Below are 18,661 nucleotides of genomic sequence, written 5' to 3'. Positions count from 1 at the left end.
TTATGCCCGAATTACCCGAAGTTGAAGTGTGCCGCCTGGGGATCAGCCCCCATATTCTCGATCAGCAAGTCACAGATGTGATTGTCCGCAATGCCAGGCTGCGCTGGCCGATCCCTGATGAAGTCAAGCTGCTGGTGGGCCATAAAGTGCAGGCGGTGGATCGCCGCTCCAAATATCTGTTGATCCGTTTTGACACCGGCACCTTAGTGTTACATTTGGGCATGTCGGGTACTATCCGGGTGATCAGGGCGGATACGCCGGTGGCCAAACATGATCATTTTGATCTGGTTTTTGGCCACAACAGTGCCCTGCGCCTGAATGATCCCCGGCGATTCGGCGCGGTCTTATGGCTGGATCAGCATCAGGATGATTTGGGGCTGTTAAGTAAGTTGGGGCCGGAGCCGCTCAGTGACGATTTTGCTCATGGTTATCTTTATGCCAAGGCAAAAAACCGTAAGGTGGCCATTAAAACCCTGCTGATGAACAATCAAATCGTGGTCGGGGTCGGGAATATCTACGCCAATGAAGCCCTGTTCCAGGCGGGCATTTTACCGACCACGCCGGCCAATACCCTCAGCGAGCAGCGCTTGGATAAGTTAACGGATATTATCAAGGAAGTACTGAAAGCGGCGATCCGGCAGGGGGGCACCACCTTAAAAGATTTTACCCAGGCGGACGGGCGTCCCGGATATTTTGCCCAGTCACTCTTTGTTTATGGCCGGGCCGGAGAGCCTTGCCTGCAGTGCAGCAGCGAATTGCTGGAAGTAAGACAGGGTAACCGCAGTTCGGTTTATTGCCCCAGCTGCCAAAAGGATTAAACACAACTACTTTTGACAACCGGTTTCGCCGTTTTTGCGTAAGCTTTAACACTCTGGGGCTGCTTTAACTCTCGGGTGAACGAGATATGAGCGGGCCTGACATTCTTTGGTGTCAAATGGCAGAGCCCGATATTGGATACAATAGTTTTAAGCTTTAACGCTTTGGGTTAAGGCTGCTTTTACCACGGGGTGAACGAACTGACTGACGTCGCCCTGGTGCAAAGCGACTTCTTTCACCAGGGTGGAAGAGATAAAGGAATTTTCTTCCGCCGGCGTCAGGAACACACTTTCCAGCTCGGGGGATAAACGCCGGTTCATATTGGCCAGCTGGAATTCATATTCGAAATCCGATACCGCCCGCAAACCGCGGATCAGCACTTTAGCCTGGTTGGTTTTGGCAAAGTCCACCAACAGGCCGCTGAAACCGACCACAGTGACATTGCTCAGGTGCCGGGTGACTTGCTGGATCATATCGACCCGCTGCGCCAGTTCAAACCTGGGTTTTTTACTCGGGCTGGCAGCCACGCCCACGATAACTTCACTGAATAAATGGCTGGCCCGTTCAATCAGATCGGTATGGCCGTTGGTCACCGGATCAAAGGTGCCCGGGTAAATTGCTTTTATTGTCATAGCTGCGGTTTATTGCTTGGTGATGCTAATATTGTAAAGGGCTGGCTGGCGGAATAACAACCGGGATCTGCGACTTTTGTTAAAGTATTTACTCGAAAGCCTTTCCGTGAAGCATTTTTTGATAGTATGATAGAAAAATTACTGTGGGCATTATAAGAAGATAATAATATGAAGACGCGTGATAAAATAATACAAGCAAGTATTGCATTATTTAACGAGCAAGGGGAGCGTAATGTAACGACCAATCATATTGCCGCCCACCTCGGTATCAGTCCCGGCAACCTCTATTATCACTTTCGCAATAAAGAAGACATCATCTTATCGATTTATGAAGAATATGCCCGCAACCTGGTATTAGAGACTTTCCCCCAGGTCTCTCCCGATGTTAAACCCCTGGATGCCATCATTCTTTATATGGATGCCGTGTTCCAGGCAATGATGAAATTCCGCTTTTTCTACAGCAATTTACCTGTACTGTTGGCGAAAAATCCGAGTTTGCGCGATAAATATGTCAGCGTACAGCAATCTATCGCCGAGCGGGTCAGCCAGCTGCTGGTGTCCCTGCGCGACGCCGATATGATGGACTTTGATGTCGAAGAGCTGCCGGATATTGTCAGTATCTTACGTCTGGTAAATACTTTCTGGATCAGCTTCTACCAGACCCAGAATATCGATGTTGAAATCAACGATGCCGTTTTCTATCAGGGAGTCCTCAAAATTCTGGTGATCATACGTCCCTATATCACAGAGTCCGCCATGCCCGAATTTCTCAAAGCCAGGGAAATGTACCAGCAACGTTATATGAATGCCCTGCATGCGGCCTAGGGCATAAAATACTATTGGCTTTGGCGGTAACCTAGCATCAGCATATGCCAGTGCTGTTCTTGCCAGTGAAAGCCGGGTATTTTATTTTGTTCTTTGCGAAAAGATCTCAGTAACCTCTCCATATTGGCCTGCTGCCAGCTTGGCTTGGCTGCGCGCTGTTCGCCGCGGTCAAAATCGATCAGGAACACCTTATTTTCCCGGTCCAGTAAAATATTATGGCTATTTAAGTCATGGTGGTAGATGCCGTGATCATGAAAGCGCCGTATGGTGGCGCCGATATCAGCCCAAACGCTTTCATCAAGACCCTGGTCGCTTAATATACCCACCAGATCCCGGGCATCCTGAATGCGGGTGGAAAGCAGATCGGCGCGGTAAAACAGTCCCTGACGTTTCACCCTGTAGGCCACGGGCTGCGGCGCCGGTAAACCGAGTTGCTCCAAGGTTAACAATAAGGAAAACTCCCGGGCTGCCCGGGTATTTTTTTGTCCGCCGAACCAGTAGCTGTCTTTATTAAACCTGCCGATCAAACCGCCGCGGTAATAATGCCTGAGCACCCATTGTTGCTGCTGGTGCGAGATGAACCAGGTAGTCCCCCTGCCCTGGGCGCTGCCGCTGACGGCATTATGTTTTTGCCAGTAATGTTCGCTGAGCATCTCGGGGGAAAAATTGGCGATTTTTGCTTCGTCGTAGACACAGTAAACATTTTCCTGCTGTAAAACTTTTTCCCGGCAAGGTTTTACAATTGCTGGCTGGTTCAAGATAATAGCCCTAATTTTTTCTATTTAGCTGCCTATTGTGGTGATTCCTTCATGCCGGGTCAAATAACTGCTCCAAAAAATCTGTGTTTATTACGTTTATCTGCCATCGGCGATGTTTGCCATGCCGTGGCTATGGTGCAGCATATTCAGCGCCATTGGCCGGAGACGAAAATTACCTGGGTGATAGGTAAGATAGAAGCCAGCTTGTTGCAGGGACTGGACAATGTTGAGTTTGTTATTTTTGATAAAAAAGCCGGGCTGCAAGGTTACCGGGAGTTGCGTGCCCAGTTGAAGTCGCGGAAGTTTGATTTGCTATTGCATATGCAGGTCGCCTTAAGGGCCAGTCTGGCCAGCTTATGTATCCCCGCCAAGGTAAAAATCGGTTTTGACCGCAAGCGCGCCATTGAAGGACAGTGGCTGTTTACCAACAAACGCATTGCTGCCCAGGAGCATCCCCATGTGCTGGACGGCTTTATGGGGTTTGCCCGGGCGCTTGGCCTGGAACCGGCCCGTCCGCAATGGCAGATGCCGATCACAGATCAGGATATGCTCTGGGCCGGTGAGCTGTTTAGCGGTGAGCGGCCGCTGGCGGTGATTTGTCCCGCCGCCAGCAAGGCGGAGCGTAACTGGCATGCCAGGGGTTATGCCCAGGCAGCGGATCATTTAGCGCAGCTGGGTTTTTTACCCGTGATCTGCGGCGGCCCGACTGAACTTGAGCAGCAACTGGCGGCAGAAATCAGCAAGCTGAGCCAGAGCCGGGTGGAAAACCTGGTAGGCAAAACCAGTTTAAAACAGCTGCTGGCGGTGCTGAAACTGGCGCACCTGGTGATAGCCCCGGATACCGGACCGGCGCATATGGCGGTAACAGTCGGTACCCCGGTGATAGGTTTATATGCCCATAGCAACCCGCACCGTACCGGTCCCTATTTGTTCCAGCAATATGTGGTCAGCTGTTACCAGCAGGCGGTGCAAAAGCAATACGGGAAGCCCTTAAGTAAACTGCCCTGGGGCATCAGGGCCAAAGGCAGCGATCTGATGAATGATATCGCCATTGATCAGGTGAAAGATAAAATTCGCCAGCTGATCGCCGATCATTATCCGGAATTGAGCCAAGCGTAAACCGGCAACCAATTTAGGCTTTTTAGCTGTTTTCCGGTAATAGCTGACTTAACTGCTTGAGGCTAAAAGCACTTGCCCCCTGGTTTTGCCGGACAATGTGATAGCCATTCTCACCTAAGGTTTGCGCCTGCTGCGGCGACTCGAGCAGGTTTTGTACCTGCTGTGCCAGTGCTGTGCTGACATCTCCTGTTGCTGCCAGCTGGATCACCGCTTGTTCTTGAGTGAATTGTTGATGGATTTCAGCAAAATTGCTCATATCGCTGCCGACGATGACAGGTTTTTTAAACAAGGCGGGTTCCAGCGGGTTATGGCCGCCGATATGGCTGAAGGTGCCGCCGATAGTGACGATATCCGACAGGGCGTAAGCCGCCATCAACTCTCCCAGGGTATCTAACAGCCACACCTGGGTATCCTGCCCCAGGGGTTGATTGGCGGAGCGCTTGATGACCGATAAATCGGCATCCAGGCATAACTGATGGACTTTTTCAAAGCGCTCCGGGTGGCGCGGCACCAGCACCAGCAATAATTCAGGTACTTCAACACAGGCTTTCTTATAAGCCTCTACCATCAGTTGTTCGTCTCCCTCATGGGTACTGGCGGCGATCCAAACCGGTCCCCTGCTTGCCATCAGCCGGGATAATTCTTGTTGCTTATTGCTGATCTCAGTAGTTTGTGAGATATCGAATTTTAAATTACCCGATACCGTACACGTATCAGGGCTGGCTCCCAAAGCCAGGAAATTATCCCTGTGGGGCTGGCTTTGGGACAAGATGGCGGCAAAGCGTTTTAATGCCGGGGCAATTAACCAGCTTAGTTTGCGGTAATTTTTCATGGAGTTTTCAGACAAGCGGCCGTTAACAAGGAGTAAGGGGATATTTTTACCGGCGCTTTGGCTGATTAAATTAGGCCATAACTCGGTTTCCATAAATACCATGGCTTTAGGGGCGAGTTTGTGGAGAAACAGTGCGCTGCACGGCCAGATATCTAAAGGTAGATAACAATGCTGAACCCTGCCGGCAAAAAGTTTTTTTACTTGCTCTGAGCCGGTAGGGGTAAAGGTGGTAAGGGTGACCGGCAGTGTGGGGTAGGCTGCTAAAACCTGTTCAACAAAGGCTTTCAACGCCATGACCTCACCGACACTGGCGGCGTGGATCACTATGGAGCCTGGTTTTATGCCCCCGGGCACCAGTCCCAATCTTTCGCCCAGGCGTTGCCGGTATGCCTTATGCTTGGTTGAACGAATAAGCAGCACTATAATGATAACAGGCAGGTTTATTAGGAAAAATAAGCGGTAAAGTAATAATGCCAGGTGATATTTCAACATTTAGCCTTATAAAAGCAATTGAGCTTTATAAACTGGGAGATGGCAGGATTATCGCTGAGATTAGGTAATATCCAAAGTAAAAATATGCTGTTATCGTGTTTTAGGGATATCAGCTAAGCAACAAGGGCGGAGTAGTTATGGTAACGGATAAATCGAAAGTAGTTGTTTCCTGTGTTATGCCACGTGGTTTTCACGCTTTATTGTACCTTGTGCTCTTTGCTGTGTTGCTGATGACCCCAGTCTCCCAGGCAAAAGGTAGCCCCAGGTTGAGCCAGCTTTCACCGGCTGCGCCTGATAAAAACGCCGGACAGAGCGTCAGTTTCCAAACCCAGGATAAGTTTTTGATTCACGGTAATTATTTTCCCGGTGAAGAAGATGCGTCCGGGGCTTTGATCCTGCATGACTGCAACCGGGACAGCAGCCGTTATGCCGAGCTGGGCAAAACCTTGTCGGCAAACGGCTTACATGCCTTAACCATAGATTTGCGCGGTTTTGGCCGCAGTATTTCCGAGGAATTTTCCGAGCGTAAAATTCATCTGCGCGCCCAGGATATTACCACTTACCAGGGGCAACTTGCCGCCTTAAGGGCTTACTGGCATGACGATGTGATGGCCGCTTATCTGTATTTGCGTAAAAAAATTGAGCGCAGCCAGGGAATTTCCGTGGTGGCCAGCGGCTGTTCCTCGGTTCAGGCGGTGAGCCTGGCGGATAAAATGCACATTAATGCCATGGTATTGATCACCCCGATCATGGATTATGCCGATAAAGAGCGTTATAAGGAGTTGATGGATATTCCCAGCTATTTTATTAATTCTGCCCAGCATCTGGAGAGTTTTAAAACCGCCAAAGAGTTGTTTGAATGGAATGGTTCACGCAAGTCGAAAAGCCAGATTTTTAAAGGCAATCGGGTGGAGCAGGCGTTGTTAAATGCCAACCATTACCTGGTGGAAGACATTACCTTGTGGCTGAAAATGAACCAGTGACCCGCCCCGGTTACCCCCGACAAGCCCTGTCTTTGTTGTCCGCCATGAATATTTTCATGGCTGGTTTTCAAAAATATCGATTTGTAACACAGATCGGACTATACCTGAGCAAAAATTATCGTACAATACGGACAATTTATTAGTCGATACCGTTTGTTTAGCGTCTCTTTTTTTATACCTGTGCTGTAACAGCATGTTTAGCTATGAAAGTCTTGCTAACGGACGGTGAATCATCATTAGTTAACTGCCGAGGCGTTTATGTCATCGAATTTTTATAGTCACCTGCAAACAGAGTTGCAACAAGTCAAAGAAGACGGTTTATACAAGGATGAGCGGGTGATCACCAGTGCTCAGCAAGCGCAAATTGCCGTGAATACCGGCGAAAAGGTTATTAATTTTTGCGCCAATAACTATTTGGGCCTGGCTAACCACCCGGATCTGATCGCCGCGGCCAAGCAAGGGCTGGATGAGCACGGCTTTGGTATGGCCTCGGTGCGTTTTATTTGCGGTACCCAGGATATTCATAAAACCCTGGAGCAGAAACTCAGTGATTTCCTCGGCATGGAAGACACTATTTTATATTCTTCCTGTTTTGACGCCAATGCCGGTTTATTTGAAACCTTGTTGGGGCCGGAAGATGCCATTATCAGTGATGCCCTAAACCATGCCTCCATTATTGACGGCGTGCGTTTATGTAAAGCGAAACGTTTCCGTTATGCCAACAACGATCTGGCTGAGCTGGAAAAATGCCTGCAACAGGCGGATGAAGCCGGGGCCCGCTTTAAATTGATCGCCACCGACGGTGTATTCTCTATGGACGGCGTGATCGCCAACTTAAAAGGCATTTGCGATCTGGCGGATAAATACAATGCCCTGGTGATGGTCGATGACTCCCACGCGGTGGGTTTTGTCGGCGAACAGGGACGGGGCAGCCATGAACACTGTGAAGTGATGGGCCGGGTAGATATTATTACCGGTACTTTAGGCAAGGCCATGGGCGGTGCTTCCGGCGGTTATACTTCAGGTAAGAAAGAAGTGATCGACTGGTTACGTCAGCGTTCACGTCCGTATTTGTTCTCTAACTCGCTGGCGCCGGCGATTGTTAATGCCTCCATTAAAACCCTGGAATTATTGGCGGATGGCGATGCCTTAAGACAAAAATTAAAAACCAATGCCAGCTACTTCCGCGAGCAGATGGAAGCGGCGGGCTTTACCTGTGCCGGCGCCGACCACGCCATTATCCCTGTGATGCTCGGCGATGCCAAAGTTGCCGGTGAAATGGCCAACCGTTTATTAAGCGAAGGCATTTATGTGATCGGTTTTTCTTTCCCGGTTGTGCCAAAAGGCCAGGCGCGTATCCGCACCCAGATTTCTGCCGCCCACAGCAAAGAGCAGCTGGACCAGGCGATAGCAGCCTTTATCCGTATCGGTAAAGACATGGGCCTTGTCTAAAATAAAGCTAAAAAAGCGAATACAAGCTACAACAGTACAAGCCAAGCAAATTAAAATGTGAGCCGGGGCTGCCCGAGAGCGGCAGACCCTAAGGAATATTCTCACCGGTTAAGGGATAGCCTGAATGTTGGAGCACAATTGAGGCTATTATTTTAAGGCCGACAGTTAAGGTCTTATCACAGGTAAAAGTAATGAAATCACTGGCAAAACTCAAAGCAGAACCCGGGATCTGGATGACCAAAAGTGTCAAACCTAAGCTCGGGCATAATGATCTGCTGATTAAAATTAAGAAAACCGCCATTTGCGGTACCGATATTCATATCTACAACTGGGACGAGTGGTCGCAAAAAACCATTCCCGTGCCTATGGTGGTGGGGCATGAATATGCCGGTGAAGTGGTCGGTATCGGCCTGGAAGTAAAAGGTTTTGAAATTGGTGACCGGGTGTCCGGCGAAGGGCATATTACCTGTGGCCATTGTCGCAACTGCCGCGGCGGCCGGACCCATTTGTGCCGTAATACCATAGGGGTCGGGGTGGATCGCGCGGGAGCTTTTGCCGAATACCTGGTGATCCCCGCCTATAACGCCTTTAAATTACCGGATGAAATCTCCGATGATCTGGCGGCAATTTTTGATCCCTTCGGTAATGCCGTACATACCGCTTTATCTTTTGATCTGGTCGGTGAAGACGTCTTGATCACCGGCGCCGGTCCTATCGGCATCATGGCGGCTGCCGTGGCTAAACACGTCGGCGCGCGCCATGTGGTGATCACGGATGTGAACGACTACCGCCTGGAACTGGCGATGAAAATGGGCGCGACCCGGGCGGTGAATGTTGCCAAGCAAAACTTAACCGAGGTCATGTCTGAGCTGGGCATGAGTGAAGGTTTTGATGTCGGCATGGAAATGTCCGGTGTACCGGCGGCCTTTACCGATATGCTGGAAAACATGAATAACGGCGGCAAGATTGCCATGTTGGGTATTCCCGGCAAGGATATGGCCATTGACTGGAGCAAGGTTATCTTTAAGGGCCTGACCATCAAAGGTATTTATGGCCGGGAAATGTTTGAAACCTGGTATAAGATGGCCAGTTTAGTCCAGTCGGGATTGGATTTATCGCCGATTATTACCCATCATTTTAGTATTGATGACTTTCAGCAAGGCTTTGATGTGATGCGTTCGGGTCAGTCGGGCAAAGTCATTCTCAACTGGGAGGATGAATAAATGTCGCAGGATGATACCCGGTTTAAGCATTTTAAAACCAGTGACTTGCATCAGGTTTTGGCCGGTGGCGAGTTTACTGTGGTTGATATCCGCGATCCGGCCTCGTTCCAGGCCGGTCATATTCCCAAGGCGGTGCATCTGAGCAATGAATCCCTGGCGGATTTTCTGCGCAGCGCCGATCCCGATGCCCCTGTGGTGGTGTGTTGTTATCACGGCATTTCCAGCCAGCAGGCGGCGCAATACCTGATCAGCCAGGACTTCACCGATGTCTATTCGTTAGACGGCGGTTTTACCGAATGGCAGCAGGTCTACCCCGATGATGTTGAACACTCATGACTGAGCAGCCGCTGCAGGCACTGGTAGAGATTAACCAGCAGGCCATCGCCTTATTATTCGTTAATCACCTTACCAGTCTGGGGATCCGGGCTGAGGCGGTGAGCGAGCAGGATGTGTATGTGGTCTATTGCCCGGCGGATAAAATTTCCCAGGCGAAAGCGGAATTTGAGCAGTTCAGCCAGCAGCCCTATCACCCCAAGTACCAGCAGGCGGCGTGGCAGCATGGCAATGCCGGACAGGTGCAGGCCAATGGCCCGTCGTTGCTGGCAAGTTTCAAAGAGCATTTTCTTGCCCATGCCGGGATAGTGACCTTAACGGTGTTTGCCTTATGCTGGCTGGTTTTTCTGGCCAGTTTATTCGGCGGCGCCCGTCATATTTTCAGTTATCTGCAGTTTTATCCGCAATTCTCCTGGGCGGCGTTTGTTGATCAGCCGCTTAGGCTATTGGGACCGGCGTTTTTCCACTTTTCCTGGTTGCATATTGTCTTTAATACCATGTGGTGGTGGCAGCTGGGGGGCAGCGTTGAAAAAATCCTGGGCAAAGGGGTGTTAGTCCATCTATTGCTCTTGTCGGCGATTGCTTCCAATGTCGGGCAATACCTGGTATCCGGGGCTAATTTCGGCGGCTTGTCCGGCGTGGTTTATGGCCTGGTGGGTTTTGTCTGGTGGATGGGCTGGCTGGCGCCGGAAAAAGGGTTGTTTTTATCCAAACCTTTGGTGGGTTTTTTACTGTTCTGGCTACTGCTCGGGTATGCCGATGTCTTACCGATCAATATGGCCAACACCGCTCACTTGCTCGGGCTGATCAGCGGCTGTTTGCTTGCGGTAGCGCAGGCGGTGTGGAAAAAAGATACTTGATTATTATGGCTTAAAACAAGCAGGCAGTTATGCCTGCTTGTTTATGCTTTTAAAGGTTTAGTTATCCAGCCACTGGGTAAAGAGTAACTTTTTCACTAAAGGTTTGCCGGTTTCCTGGGTCAGTAAATTCTGTACTTTAAGCTCGCATAAACGCTGGATTTCCGAGCGGCCGCGGATGGATTTTATTTTTTCTTCCGGCTGCTGGCCGATAATGGTAATGATGGCATCGCGCAGCAGCGGCGAATGGTGCTCAACCACTTCAAAATTATTGGGGCCTTCGATCATCAGCTCTACCGTCAGGCGCACATAACCCATTTTTTTCTTGACCGCGACATAGTTGGTCACGATTGCCGGCTCGAAACCATAATAAACGTAATCGGCTGCTTTGGTTGTCGGTAAGGCGAACAGACAGACAAAAAACAAAAGAGATTTTTTCATAATGGTCAACATGTGTTTCGTGATAAGAGAAAAGTCCTTGGCGCTATAATAACCTGATTTTTGGTTAAATAGTCTAGCATTTTCATAAAAAACTGTTTTTTATTTAATGCTGTTAACAAGATAAGCCGTTAACAGGGCCAGGCAGTAAATTCTGTACTGCCTAAGGGATTCATTATGGGAAAGCTCAAAACCCTGATATCATGTGCGCGTTTAAGTTAACAGTCTACTAATATCAATGGCGATGAGTGAACAACATATTTTATTTCCGGTAACCCTGGACGTGCGTTGGCAAAGGCCGGCGGCTTATGCTTTACATGCCGGTTTGTCTGACTGGTTGCTTGCTCCCGGCTCCCTAACCGCAAGATTAAAGCAGTTATGCTCACACTTTCGGGTTGAAGTACTGGGGCAAGAAATGTTGCCGTGCAGCGCGGCAGAAGCCCATGGCGATATCAAAGCCGGCGATCAGGTGCTGGTGCGGGAAGTGATACTTTATTGTGATGATGTGCCTCAGGTTTTCGCCAGAAGCTTATTGCCGTTAACCAGCTTAACCGGCAGTGAGCGGCAACTGGCCCACCTGGGGGAGCAACCCCTGGGACAGGTACTGTTCAACAGCCCCGATTTAGAGCGTAAAGATATCGAGATCGCCTGTCTGGACCGGCAAAGCCCGGTGGCCGCCTTGACCCGGATGATGGCGCTTGAAGATACCACTGAGCTTTGGGGCCGCCGTTCGTTATTTTACCTGCAGCAAAAGCCGATTATGGTGGCGGAAGTTTTTTTACCCGGTGCCTTTGCCTATCAGGAAGCTGCGGTCGTTTAATGTCTTAGATCCAGACCATGGGTGAGTGAGCACCTGTGGCTTGCAGGAGTTTTTGTTTTGGTAAATGATATTGCCACTAAGTGGCGGGGCGTGGTTGAGATCACCCGCTTGAATAAACCCATCGGCAGTTATCTTTTGCTGTGGCCGACTTACTGGGCCTTATGGGTGGCGGCCGGCGGCTTCCCCGGACTGGAATTGCTGGTGATTTTTAGCCTGGGGGTTTTTGTAATGCGCAGCGCCGGTTGCGTCATCAATGATTTTGCTGATCGCAAGGTGGACGGCCAGGTGGCGCGCACCAGCGGCCGGCCTTTGATCACCGGCTTGATCAGCGAAAAAGATGCCCTGGCGTTATTCGGCTTTTTATTGGGTATTGCCCTGGCGCTGGTGTTATCCCTGAGCTGGTTCACGATACAACTTTCTTTTATTGCCCTTGCCCTGGCAACGGCCTATCCCTTTATGAAGCGTTATACCCATTTGCCCCAGGTGGTGCTGGGGGCAGCCTTTAGCTGGGGTATGATCATGGCCTTTGGCGAACTTGAGGGCAGGGTACCGACGGTGGCCTGGTTATTGTTCGCCGCCAATCTGTTATGGACGGTGGCTTACGATACCATGTATGCCATGGTAGATCGGGACGATGATCTCAAGATCGGGGTGAAATCCACCGCGATATTATTTGGCCGCTTCGACAAGCGTATTATCGGTTTGTTGCAGGTATCCACATTAGCCTTGCTGGTACAGGTAGGTGAGATGCTTGCCATGGGCTGGCCTTATCATTTGAGTCTGGTGATTTGCGGCGGTCTGTTTTGTTATCAGCAAATGCTGATCAGCGGCCGTAAGCGCGAGTTGTGTTTTCAGGCCTTTTTAAATAATCACCTGGTGGGGTTAGTGATCTTCACCGGTTTCTTTATCGAATACCTTTAATTCCGGTTTTTCGTTAAATGGCCGGGCAGTTCGCTGCCCGGCGGGCATCAGCCGTTAGCGGGCGATGCTTTGCAACACCTCGATATCCACCAGGTTGGTGACGATAGATTTCAGCTCCGCCAAGCCTGTGCTCTCGATTAAGCGTCCCTGTTCATCGACACCGATATAACCTTGCTCTTTCATGGCATTGATCAAGGTGCCCTGGGCTTTTTTATCGATAAATTCCGGGGCATTGATATTGCTGAGCACCGACAGGCGTTTGGCGATGGCGACGACTTTTTCTTCCAGATCACCTTTGCCTACCGGTGCCAAACGGCATACCAGGGAAGTGATGATGGTAAACCTTTGCAGGGTTTCATCGACACATTCTCCCATTAGCCGTACTTTGGTACGCAACTGGGTGTCATCGGTGAGGGACCAGAAACCGGCCTTGCTTTGTTTGGCAATGTCTTGCCGGCCAAGGAAAGCTAACACCTGCTCAACCTGCTGCGCCACCGTTGGCTCATCCTGCCATAAAAACAGATCGCTCTTGCTCAGGGCAATAATTCTCTGGATTTGTTCAACCAACTCGTTGTGATTGATTTTTGGGGTGAATTCCAGGATACGGCATACCAGGGAAGGCAAGACATAGGTATGTAAGATGTTGTTGCGGTAATAACGCATCTCCAATACCGAGGAACCGGTCAGGGAAACAATGGCGCCGAAGCTGTCTTCGCTGACGGTAACCTTGCCTAACTTGATCACATGGGCCAGTAACTCGCGGCCGTTTTCTTGTGGCACTGTCAGCAAGTCGCTGTATGGCGCCTGGCGTTGCATATCCAGGAAGAAGTCGAGCTGGGCTTCCAGTTGTGCTTTGGACAGGGCCTTGTTTTCCGATGACTGTAAAATCAGTGCCGTCAGGGCAACACCGTTTAAGGCGGCAGAGCGGTTGACCGAGGTCATCACCTGGTTGGCCAGCACATTGACACTCGGGGTCAACCAGCTGGGTTTTTGCGGATCGATCGGGTCGATGGCTGACTTCCAGTCGGGCACCTGCTGGTTCAGGAACTGGTTGATATTCATCGGCTGGCCGAAATTAACATAACCCTTACCGTAATTGCGCAGGTTTTTGATCGCCTTAAGCACGCCGAAGATGGATTCTTTTTTCTTCTGGCTGCCGCTTAATTCCTTGTGGTAGGTACCGACTTCCATCACATGCTCATAACCTATGTAGACAGGCACAAGGGTTAACGGCCTGTCTATGCCCCTGAGCAGGCTTTGGATGGTCATGGCCAGCATGCCGGTTTTCGGCGCCAGCAAACGGCCGGTACGGCTGCGGCCGCCTTCGGAGTAATATTTGACCGAATAGCCGCGTTCAAACAACAAACCCAGGTATTCGCGGAAAATCGTCGAATAAAGGCGGTTGCCGCGGAAACTGCGGCGAATGAAAAACGCCCCGGCTTTACGGAAAATCGGTCCGGCGGGCCAGAAATTCAGGTTAATGCCGGCAGCGATACGCGGGGTGACCAGGCCTTCATGGTAGATAACATAGGTGAGCAGCAGGTAATCCATATGGCTGCGGTGGCAGGGCACATAGATGATCTCATGGCCGTCCTGGGCAAGTTCACGCAAGACTTTGGCATTCTTGACTTCGATGCCGTCATAGAGGCGGTTCCATAACCAGCTGAGCATGCGTTCGCCGAAACGTATCATGGAATCGCGGTAATCACCGGCAATTTCATCCATGATCGCCAGCGCCTGTTTTTTCACTTTCGCTTCATCAAGCCCTTTATTTTTCACCTCGTCGGCGATCAGCCGCTTGATGGACGGGTTGGCAAACAGGGCGGTAAACATCTGTTGCCTGTGCATCAGGCGCGGGCCGGTGGCGGCTATGGTCTGGCGGTAAAAATGGAAACGGGCCACACGCATAAATTTATGGGCGGTGCGTTCGTCATGGCCGTGCTTGTCTACCATATAACGGAACGACAGGGCTTGGCTAAAACGCACTAAAGTATGGCGTCCGAGGAAGAGGACGATAAAAAACTTGCGCAGCCAGTTCGGGGATTCCTGATCCGCGAGTAAGGTGCCGACATTGGCATCGTTTTTTTCCTTGGCCGGGGTGCGTCCCCAGATCAGGTTGGCGGGGATCAGCCGGGCATCGAGTGCTTCGTCCAGGTGATGCTGGTTTAATATTGCCAGCCCCTGGCTGGTGGCGGTGGTTTTACCGGCTGTACCCCAGGGCAATACCGAAGAGGGTTTTTCCAGACATAAGGTGCGGGGGAATAACTTGTCCCCCAGCTTGACCTGGCCCAGGGGATCCGGCAGCTTTTGCTGCTTACAGGCGCTTTGCAGCGCCAGCAGATCGCTGGCGCTCTGGTAGCGCACGATATAGAAAATCGGCTTTTCGGGCACAGCAGCGGCGGATTTATCCTGGTTGTCAGGAACGATTTTACAGCGGACTAATAGGCGTACCGGCAGTTTTAATAATAAATAAAATAATGAACGTAGTGCTAACATATTGTTTCGACCAGCTTTATCAAGGGCGACATTTTAACACCCTTAAATTAACTTGTCCTTATAGCAAATAGATTAATTCCTGGTCGTTTTTGTTGAAGCCGCTTTAGTTTATTCCGCTTTCCTGTTAGCTTAGCGGCGGGCCGGGCTTATCTCAGGATGTCATCAGTGAAAAAAATTGCCGTGTTTGTCGATGTGCAAAATATTTATTATACCTGTCGCCAGGCGTACCGGCGGCAGTTTAATTACCGTCGTTTCTGGCAGCAATTAAGTGGGCAGGGGGACATAGTGGTTGCCAATGCCTATGCCATCAACCGCGGCGACGAGCAGCAACAAAAATTCCAGAGTGCTTTGAAACATATAGGTTTTAACGTCAAGCTAAAGCCGTATATCCAGCGCAGCGACGGCTCTGCCAAGGGGGACTGGGATGTCGGCATCACCTTGGATGTGATGGATGTTGCCCAAACCGTAGATACGGTAGTCTTGCTGTCGGGGGACGGTGACTTTGATTTGCTGTTAACCAAAATCAAGCAGGATTACCAGGTGAACAGCCAGGTATACGGCGTGCCTCAGTTAACTGCGGCCTCCCTGGTGAGCGCCGCCGATGACTTTATTGCCATTACCCCGGCACTGCTCCTGTAGTTAAAAGGCTGCGGCTAAAGGGTTTTATTGGCAATAAAAACCATTCATATTAAGACAATAGTTGCGTTTATCCGAAGGCTGTATATACTGACAGTATACATTACTGTACAGAATAACAGGATACTTATGCGCCCGTTAACGCCAAGACAATCACAGATATTTGATTTGATTAAGGAAAAAATTTCTGAAACCGGTATGCCGCCGACGCGTGCCGAAATCGCCGATTTCTTTGGTTTTAAATCCGCCAATGCCGCCGAAGAGCATTTAAAGGCGCTGGCGAAAAAAGGTTTTATTGAAATGTTGCCGGGTACGTCCCGTGGCATACGTCTGGCGGAAGAATATGTCGAAGAAACCGGTTTGCCTCTGGTGGGACGCGTGGCCGCCGGTGAGCCTATCCTGGCCCAGGAGCATATTGAAGACAGATACCAGATCGATGCCAATTTGTTTAAACCGGCGGCGGATTATCTGCTGCGGGTAAACGGCGAAAGCATGAAAGATATCGGTATCATGGACGGTGATTTATTGGCGGTGCATCAGACCCAGGATGTCCATAACGGTCAGGTAGTGGTGGCCCGTGTGGAAGATGAAGTGACGGTGAAACGTTTTAAGCGTGAAGGCAATGTCGTGTATTTACACGCGGAAAATGAGGCATTTTCGCCGATCAAAGTGGATTTGAGCGCCGGACATTTTAATGTCGAAGGCATAGCGGTAGGGGTGATCCGCTCCGCCGACTGGATGTAAATGATATCGGGTTGCGTCAGCTATTGGCGCAACCTTGAGTTATCACTTCCAGGTACGGGTTTTAGCCTGGCCTCCAGGGCCGAACTCTCTACTTAGAACACCTCATCCAGAGCTGTCTAGCAAAATCCTCTGTTATTTTAAATGCCCAGTTGTCCTAAATTTCCTGTTATTGCTCACTTTTTATCGGCCTGTTTCGCGGTTTTTTACCTGGTTATTACTGAATAGGAATCATTCAGGGTAGGCTGTTTTTTAAACAGATGTTTACTTTTGCTATTTTTTAACTGAGACGTCCGTTATTTTTATTTTCCTGTTTTTGATGAAATTTTTCTAAAAATTTTTTGACTTTTTATAATTTTATGAACTGCTCTCCAAGGCTTGTCTTGTCTGCTTTTTGAACGCCTTTTGCGTTATTTTTATTCTCTGCTATGTCGCCGACTTAGAGTGCTAACTCTACTGTATTTATTCGGTTTTTTTTTGATCTAAATCACAAAAGGCTAGACGCTGACCGATTTTTGGGTAATTCTAGAACAGAATTCAATCAAGGAATGATTCGAGAAAATAGTAAAGGCAAAGGGGTTTGGTTTAGCCAAAACTCCCTTTGGATAACAACAAGAATAAATAACAGAATTCGAAATGGCGAGCCGCGTAGTACTCTGTGTTTTTGTTTTCTGTTTTTTGCATTTTTATCAGGACAGAGGAGATGTCGAGTGAACAGACGTAACCTGGGGGCGCTGGTCACGGGAAGTATACTTTCCGGATCGGCATGGGCAGATTCGCAGTTAAATCTGACCCAAGGCGTAACAGAAATCAGTAGGCAGGTATATGATCTCCATATGCTGGTGCTCTACATCTGCACTGCCATCGGCATTGTAGTCTTTGCGGCAATGTTTTGGTCCATGGCGTTTCATCGTCATTCCAAGGGGGTCAAACCGGCGACTTTCCATGAAAGCACCAAAGTTGAGATGCTTTGGACCGCAATTCCCATTCTTATCTTAATCTCCATGGCGGTTCCCGCCACCAGCACCTTGATTGATATGGAAAACAATGATGATGCCGATATCACAGTGCAGATCACCGGATCTCAGTGGAAATGGCATTATAAATATTTTGATCAGGATATAGAGTTCTATTCCGTGTTATCCACACCCAGGGAGCAATACGAAAATCTTGACGGCAGCTCGGCCGCCAAGGGGGAGCATTACCTGTTGGAAGTGGATAAGCCCCTGGTGATTCCCGTCAATAAAAAAGTCCGTTTCTTAATTACGTCGGATGATGTTATTCATTCCTGGTGGATCCCCGCCTTTGCGGTAAAACAGGATGCCAACCCGGGCTTTATTAACGAAGCCTGGACTAAGGTGGATGAGCCGGGCATCTACCGCGGCCAGTGCGCCGAGTTATGCGGTAAAGATCACGGTTTTATGCCGATTGTGGTCGATGTCAGATCCGAAGCGGATTATGCCCTTTGGCTGAAAGAGCAGGAAATGCTGATCGCCCAGGCCGCGGCAGCGGAAAAAGCGTCTTTGAGCGCTGAAGCTTCTATGGATGAGCTGATGCAGCTCGGTGAGCAGCTCTATATTGCCAATTGTGCCGCCTGTCACCAGATCAACGGCGCCGGCTTGCCTCCGGCCTTCCCGGCCCTGAAAGACAGTCCGATCGCGTTAGGCGATGTTAACGCCCATATCGATATCGTTTATAACGGCAAGGCCGGCACCGGCATGCAGGGTTATGGCAAACAATTCAGTTTAAAAGAAATTGCCGCGGTAGTGACCTATGAGCGTAATGCCTGGGGCAACAATACCGGGGATGCGGTACAGGCCTCGCAGGTGAATGCGGTTGCGGGGGATGTCAGTGCCGACAGCGAGCCGGTCAAGGCGGCAGCGGAAGCAACACCGGCAGCACCAGTGGCTGAAGAGCCTGCGGCAGAAGAAGATCTGAATAAGGTCTATAGCATGGATGAGCTGATGGCCATGGGAGAGCAGGTTTACAACACCAGCTGTGTCGCCTGTCACCAGCCCACAGGTTTAGGCTTGCCGCCGGCATTTCCCGCCCTTAAAGGCGGCGCCATCACCACAGGAGATAAAGCGGGCCATATCGATATGGTGCTTAACGGCAGCGCGAAAAATCCGGCAATGCAGGCCTTTAAAGCTCAGTTAACAAAAACACAAATTGCCGCCGTGGTGACCTATGAAAGAAATGCCTGGGGCAACAATACCGGCGATCTGGTTCAACCGGCAGACATTGACGCTGCAAGTGCGAAGTAGGGGGAAAGGAAATGACTACAGAA

Annotated in this window: 18 protein-coding genes; 13 read left to right on the top strand and 5 right to left on the bottom strand. The window is 50.0% G+C overall.

Translation table 11 applies throughout. From position 1 onward, the window contains the following. Positions 1 to 2 precede the first annotated feature (2 nt). Positions 3 to 818, top strand: a complete 816-nt coding sequence (mutM, locus tag SG35_RS27630; RefSeq protein ID WP_044834318.1) for a bifunctional DNA-formamidopyrimidine glycosylase/DNA-(apurinic or apyrimidinic site) lyase — start codon at positions 3 to 5, stop codon at positions 816 to 818. A 147-nt stretch (positions 819 to 965) separates the two neighbouring features. On the opposite strand, the gene coaD is transcribed toward mutM, so the two are convergent. Beyond that, positions 966 to 1,448 carry a pantetheine-phosphate adenylyltransferase gene (gene coaD / locus SG35_RS27625; RefSeq protein ID WP_044834317.1) on the bottom strand — a complete coding sequence of 161 codons (483 nt, stop codon included), beginning with the start codon at positions 1,446 to 1,448 and terminating at the stop codon, positions 966 to 968. 168 nt (positions 1,449 to 1,616) lie between these two features. On the opposite strand from coaD, the gene SG35_RS27620 reads away from it, so the two are divergent. Then, complete coding sequence (locus SG35_RS27620; RefSeq protein ID WP_044834316.1) at positions 1,617 to 2,273, top strand: TetR/AcrR family transcriptional regulator; 657 nt, start codon at positions 1,617 to 1,619, stop codon at positions 2,271 to 2,273. A gap of 11 nt (positions 2,274 to 2,284) precedes the next feature. Here the strand turns inward: SG35_RS27620 and SG35_RS27615 are convergent, their stop codons facing one another. Further along, a complete protein-coding gene (locus SG35_RS27615) occupies positions 2,285 to 3,031 on the bottom strand; it encodes a 3-deoxy-D-manno-octulosonic acid kinase (protein WP_236702640.1) in 747 nt (248 codons plus the stop codon). A gap of 51 nt (positions 3,032 to 3,082) precedes the next feature. On the opposite strand from SG35_RS27615, the gene SG35_RS27610 reads away from it, so the two are divergent. After that, positions 3,083 to 4,150, top strand: a complete 1,068-nt coding sequence (locus tag SG35_RS27610; protein WP_201777820.1) for a glycosyltransferase family 9 protein — start codon at positions 3,083 to 3,085, stop codon at positions 4,148 to 4,150. A 22-nt stretch (positions 4,151 to 4,172) separates the two neighbouring features. Here the strand turns inward: SG35_RS27610 and waaA are convergent, their stop codons facing one another. Beyond that, positions 4,173 to 5,474 carry a lipid IV(A) 3-deoxy-D-manno-octulosonic acid transferase gene (waaA, locus tag SG35_RS27605; RefSeq protein WP_044834315.1) on the bottom strand — a complete coding sequence of 434 codons (1,302 nt, stop codon included), beginning with the start codon at positions 5,472 to 5,474 and terminating at the stop codon, positions 4,173 to 4,175. Between the two features lie 137 nt (positions 5,475 to 5,611). Between waaA and SG35_RS27600 the strand changes: the two genes are divergently transcribed. From SG35_RS27600 to glpG, 5 genes are all read left to right on the top strand, one after another. Beyond that, positions 5,612 to 6,457 (top strand): serine aminopeptidase domain-containing protein, encoded by an 846-nt coding sequence (locus SG35_RS27600; RefSeq protein WP_084692865.1) that lies wholly within the window; start codon positions 5,612 to 5,614, stop codon positions 6,455 to 6,457. Positions 6,458 to 6,715: 258 nt separating this feature from the next. Then, a complete protein-coding gene (locus tag SG35_RS27595) occupies positions 6,716 to 7,909 on the top strand; it encodes a glycine C-acetyltransferase (RefSeq protein WP_044834313.1) in 1,194 nt (397 codons plus the stop codon). A gap of 191 nt (positions 7,910 to 8,100) precedes the next feature. Then, the gene (gene tdh, locus SG35_RS27590; RefSeq protein WP_044834312.1) at positions 8,101 to 9,132 is read left to right on the top strand and encodes an L-threonine 3-dehydrogenase; all 1,032 of its coding nucleotides are present in this window, start codon (positions 8,101 to 8,103) and stop codon (positions 9,130 to 9,132) included. Next, on the top strand, positions 9,133 to 9,468 hold the full coding sequence (glpE, locus tag SG35_RS27585) for a thiosulfate sulfurtransferase GlpE (protein ID WP_044834311.1): 336 nt from the start codon (positions 9,133 to 9,135) through the stop codon (positions 9,466 to 9,468). After that, positions 9,465 to 10,325 (top strand): rhomboid family intramembrane serine protease GlpG, encoded by an 861-nt coding sequence (gene glpG, locus SG35_RS27580; protein ID WP_053043225.1) that lies wholly within the window; start codon positions 9,465 to 9,467, stop codon positions 10,323 to 10,325. The genes glpE and glpG overlap by 4 nt, the downstream gene beginning before the upstream one ends. 57 nt (positions 10,326 to 10,382) lie before the next feature. Here the strand turns inward: glpG and SG35_RS27575 are convergent, their stop codons facing one another. Beyond that, on the bottom strand, positions 10,383 to 10,763 hold the full coding sequence (locus SG35_RS27575; protein ID WP_044834470.1) for a flagellar basal body-associated protein FliL: 381 nt from the start codon (positions 10,761 to 10,763) through the stop codon (positions 10,383 to 10,385). 241 nt (positions 10,764 to 11,004) lie between these two features. Here SG35_RS27575 and SG35_RS27570 point away from each other — a divergent pair, with 241 nt between their 5' ends. Beyond that, positions 11,005 to 11,580 carry a chorismate--pyruvate lyase family protein gene (locus SG35_RS27570; protein ID WP_044834310.1) on the top strand — a complete coding sequence of 192 codons (576 nt, stop codon included), beginning with the start codon at positions 11,005 to 11,007 and terminating at the stop codon, positions 11,578 to 11,580. A gap of 57 nt (positions 11,581 to 11,637) precedes the next feature. Continuing rightward, positions 11,638 to 12,501: a 4-hydroxybenzoate octaprenyltransferase gene (ubiA, locus tag SG35_RS27565; protein WP_044834309.1), complete on the top strand. Its 864-nt coding sequence runs from the start codon at positions 11,638 to 11,640 to the stop codon at positions 12,499 to 12,501. Positions 12,502 to 12,555: 54 nt separating this feature from the next. On the opposite strand, the gene plsB is transcribed toward ubiA, so the two are convergent. Continuing rightward, positions 12,556 to 14,997 (bottom strand): glycerol-3-phosphate 1-O-acyltransferase PlsB, encoded by a 2,442-nt coding sequence (gene plsB / locus SG35_RS27560; protein WP_044834308.1) that lies wholly within the window; start codon positions 14,995 to 14,997, stop codon positions 12,556 to 12,558. A 165-nt stretch (positions 14,998 to 15,162) separates the two neighbouring features. Here plsB and SG35_RS27555 point away from each other — a divergent pair, with 165 nt between their 5' ends. The 3 genes from SG35_RS27555 to coxB all read left to right on the top strand — a co-directional run bounded on the left by SG35_RS27555 (position 15,163) and on the right by coxB (position 18,638). Then, the gene (locus SG35_RS27555; RefSeq protein ID WP_201777819.1) at positions 15,163 to 15,636 is read left to right on the top strand and encodes an NYN domain-containing protein; all 474 of its coding nucleotides are present in this window, start codon (positions 15,163 to 15,165) and stop codon (positions 15,634 to 15,636) included. 126 nt (positions 15,637 to 15,762) lie between these two features. After that, positions 15,763 to 16,377, top strand: coding sequence for a transcriptional repressor LexA (lexA, locus tag SG35_RS27550; protein ID WP_044834306.1), 615 nt, complete (start codon positions 15,763 to 15,765; stop codon positions 16,375 to 16,377). A 707-nt stretch (positions 16,378 to 17,084) separates the two neighbouring features. Further along, on the top strand, positions 17,085 to 18,638 hold the full coding sequence (gene coxB, locus SG35_RS27545; protein WP_236702639.1) for a cytochrome c oxidase subunit II: 1,554 nt from the start codon (positions 17,085 to 17,087) through the stop codon (positions 18,636 to 18,638). The last annotated feature ends 23 nt before the right edge of the window (positions 18,639 to 18,661 follow it).

The sequence above is a fragment of the Thalassomonas actiniarum genome, from assembly GCF_000948975.2.
GTDB classification, from domain to species: Bacteria; Pseudomonadota; Gammaproteobacteria; order Enterobacterales; family Alteromonadaceae; genus Thalassomonas; species Thalassomonas actiniarum.
Note: the sequence above shows the minus strand (reverse complement) of the source record. Positions and strands in the feature narration are given on the sequence as shown.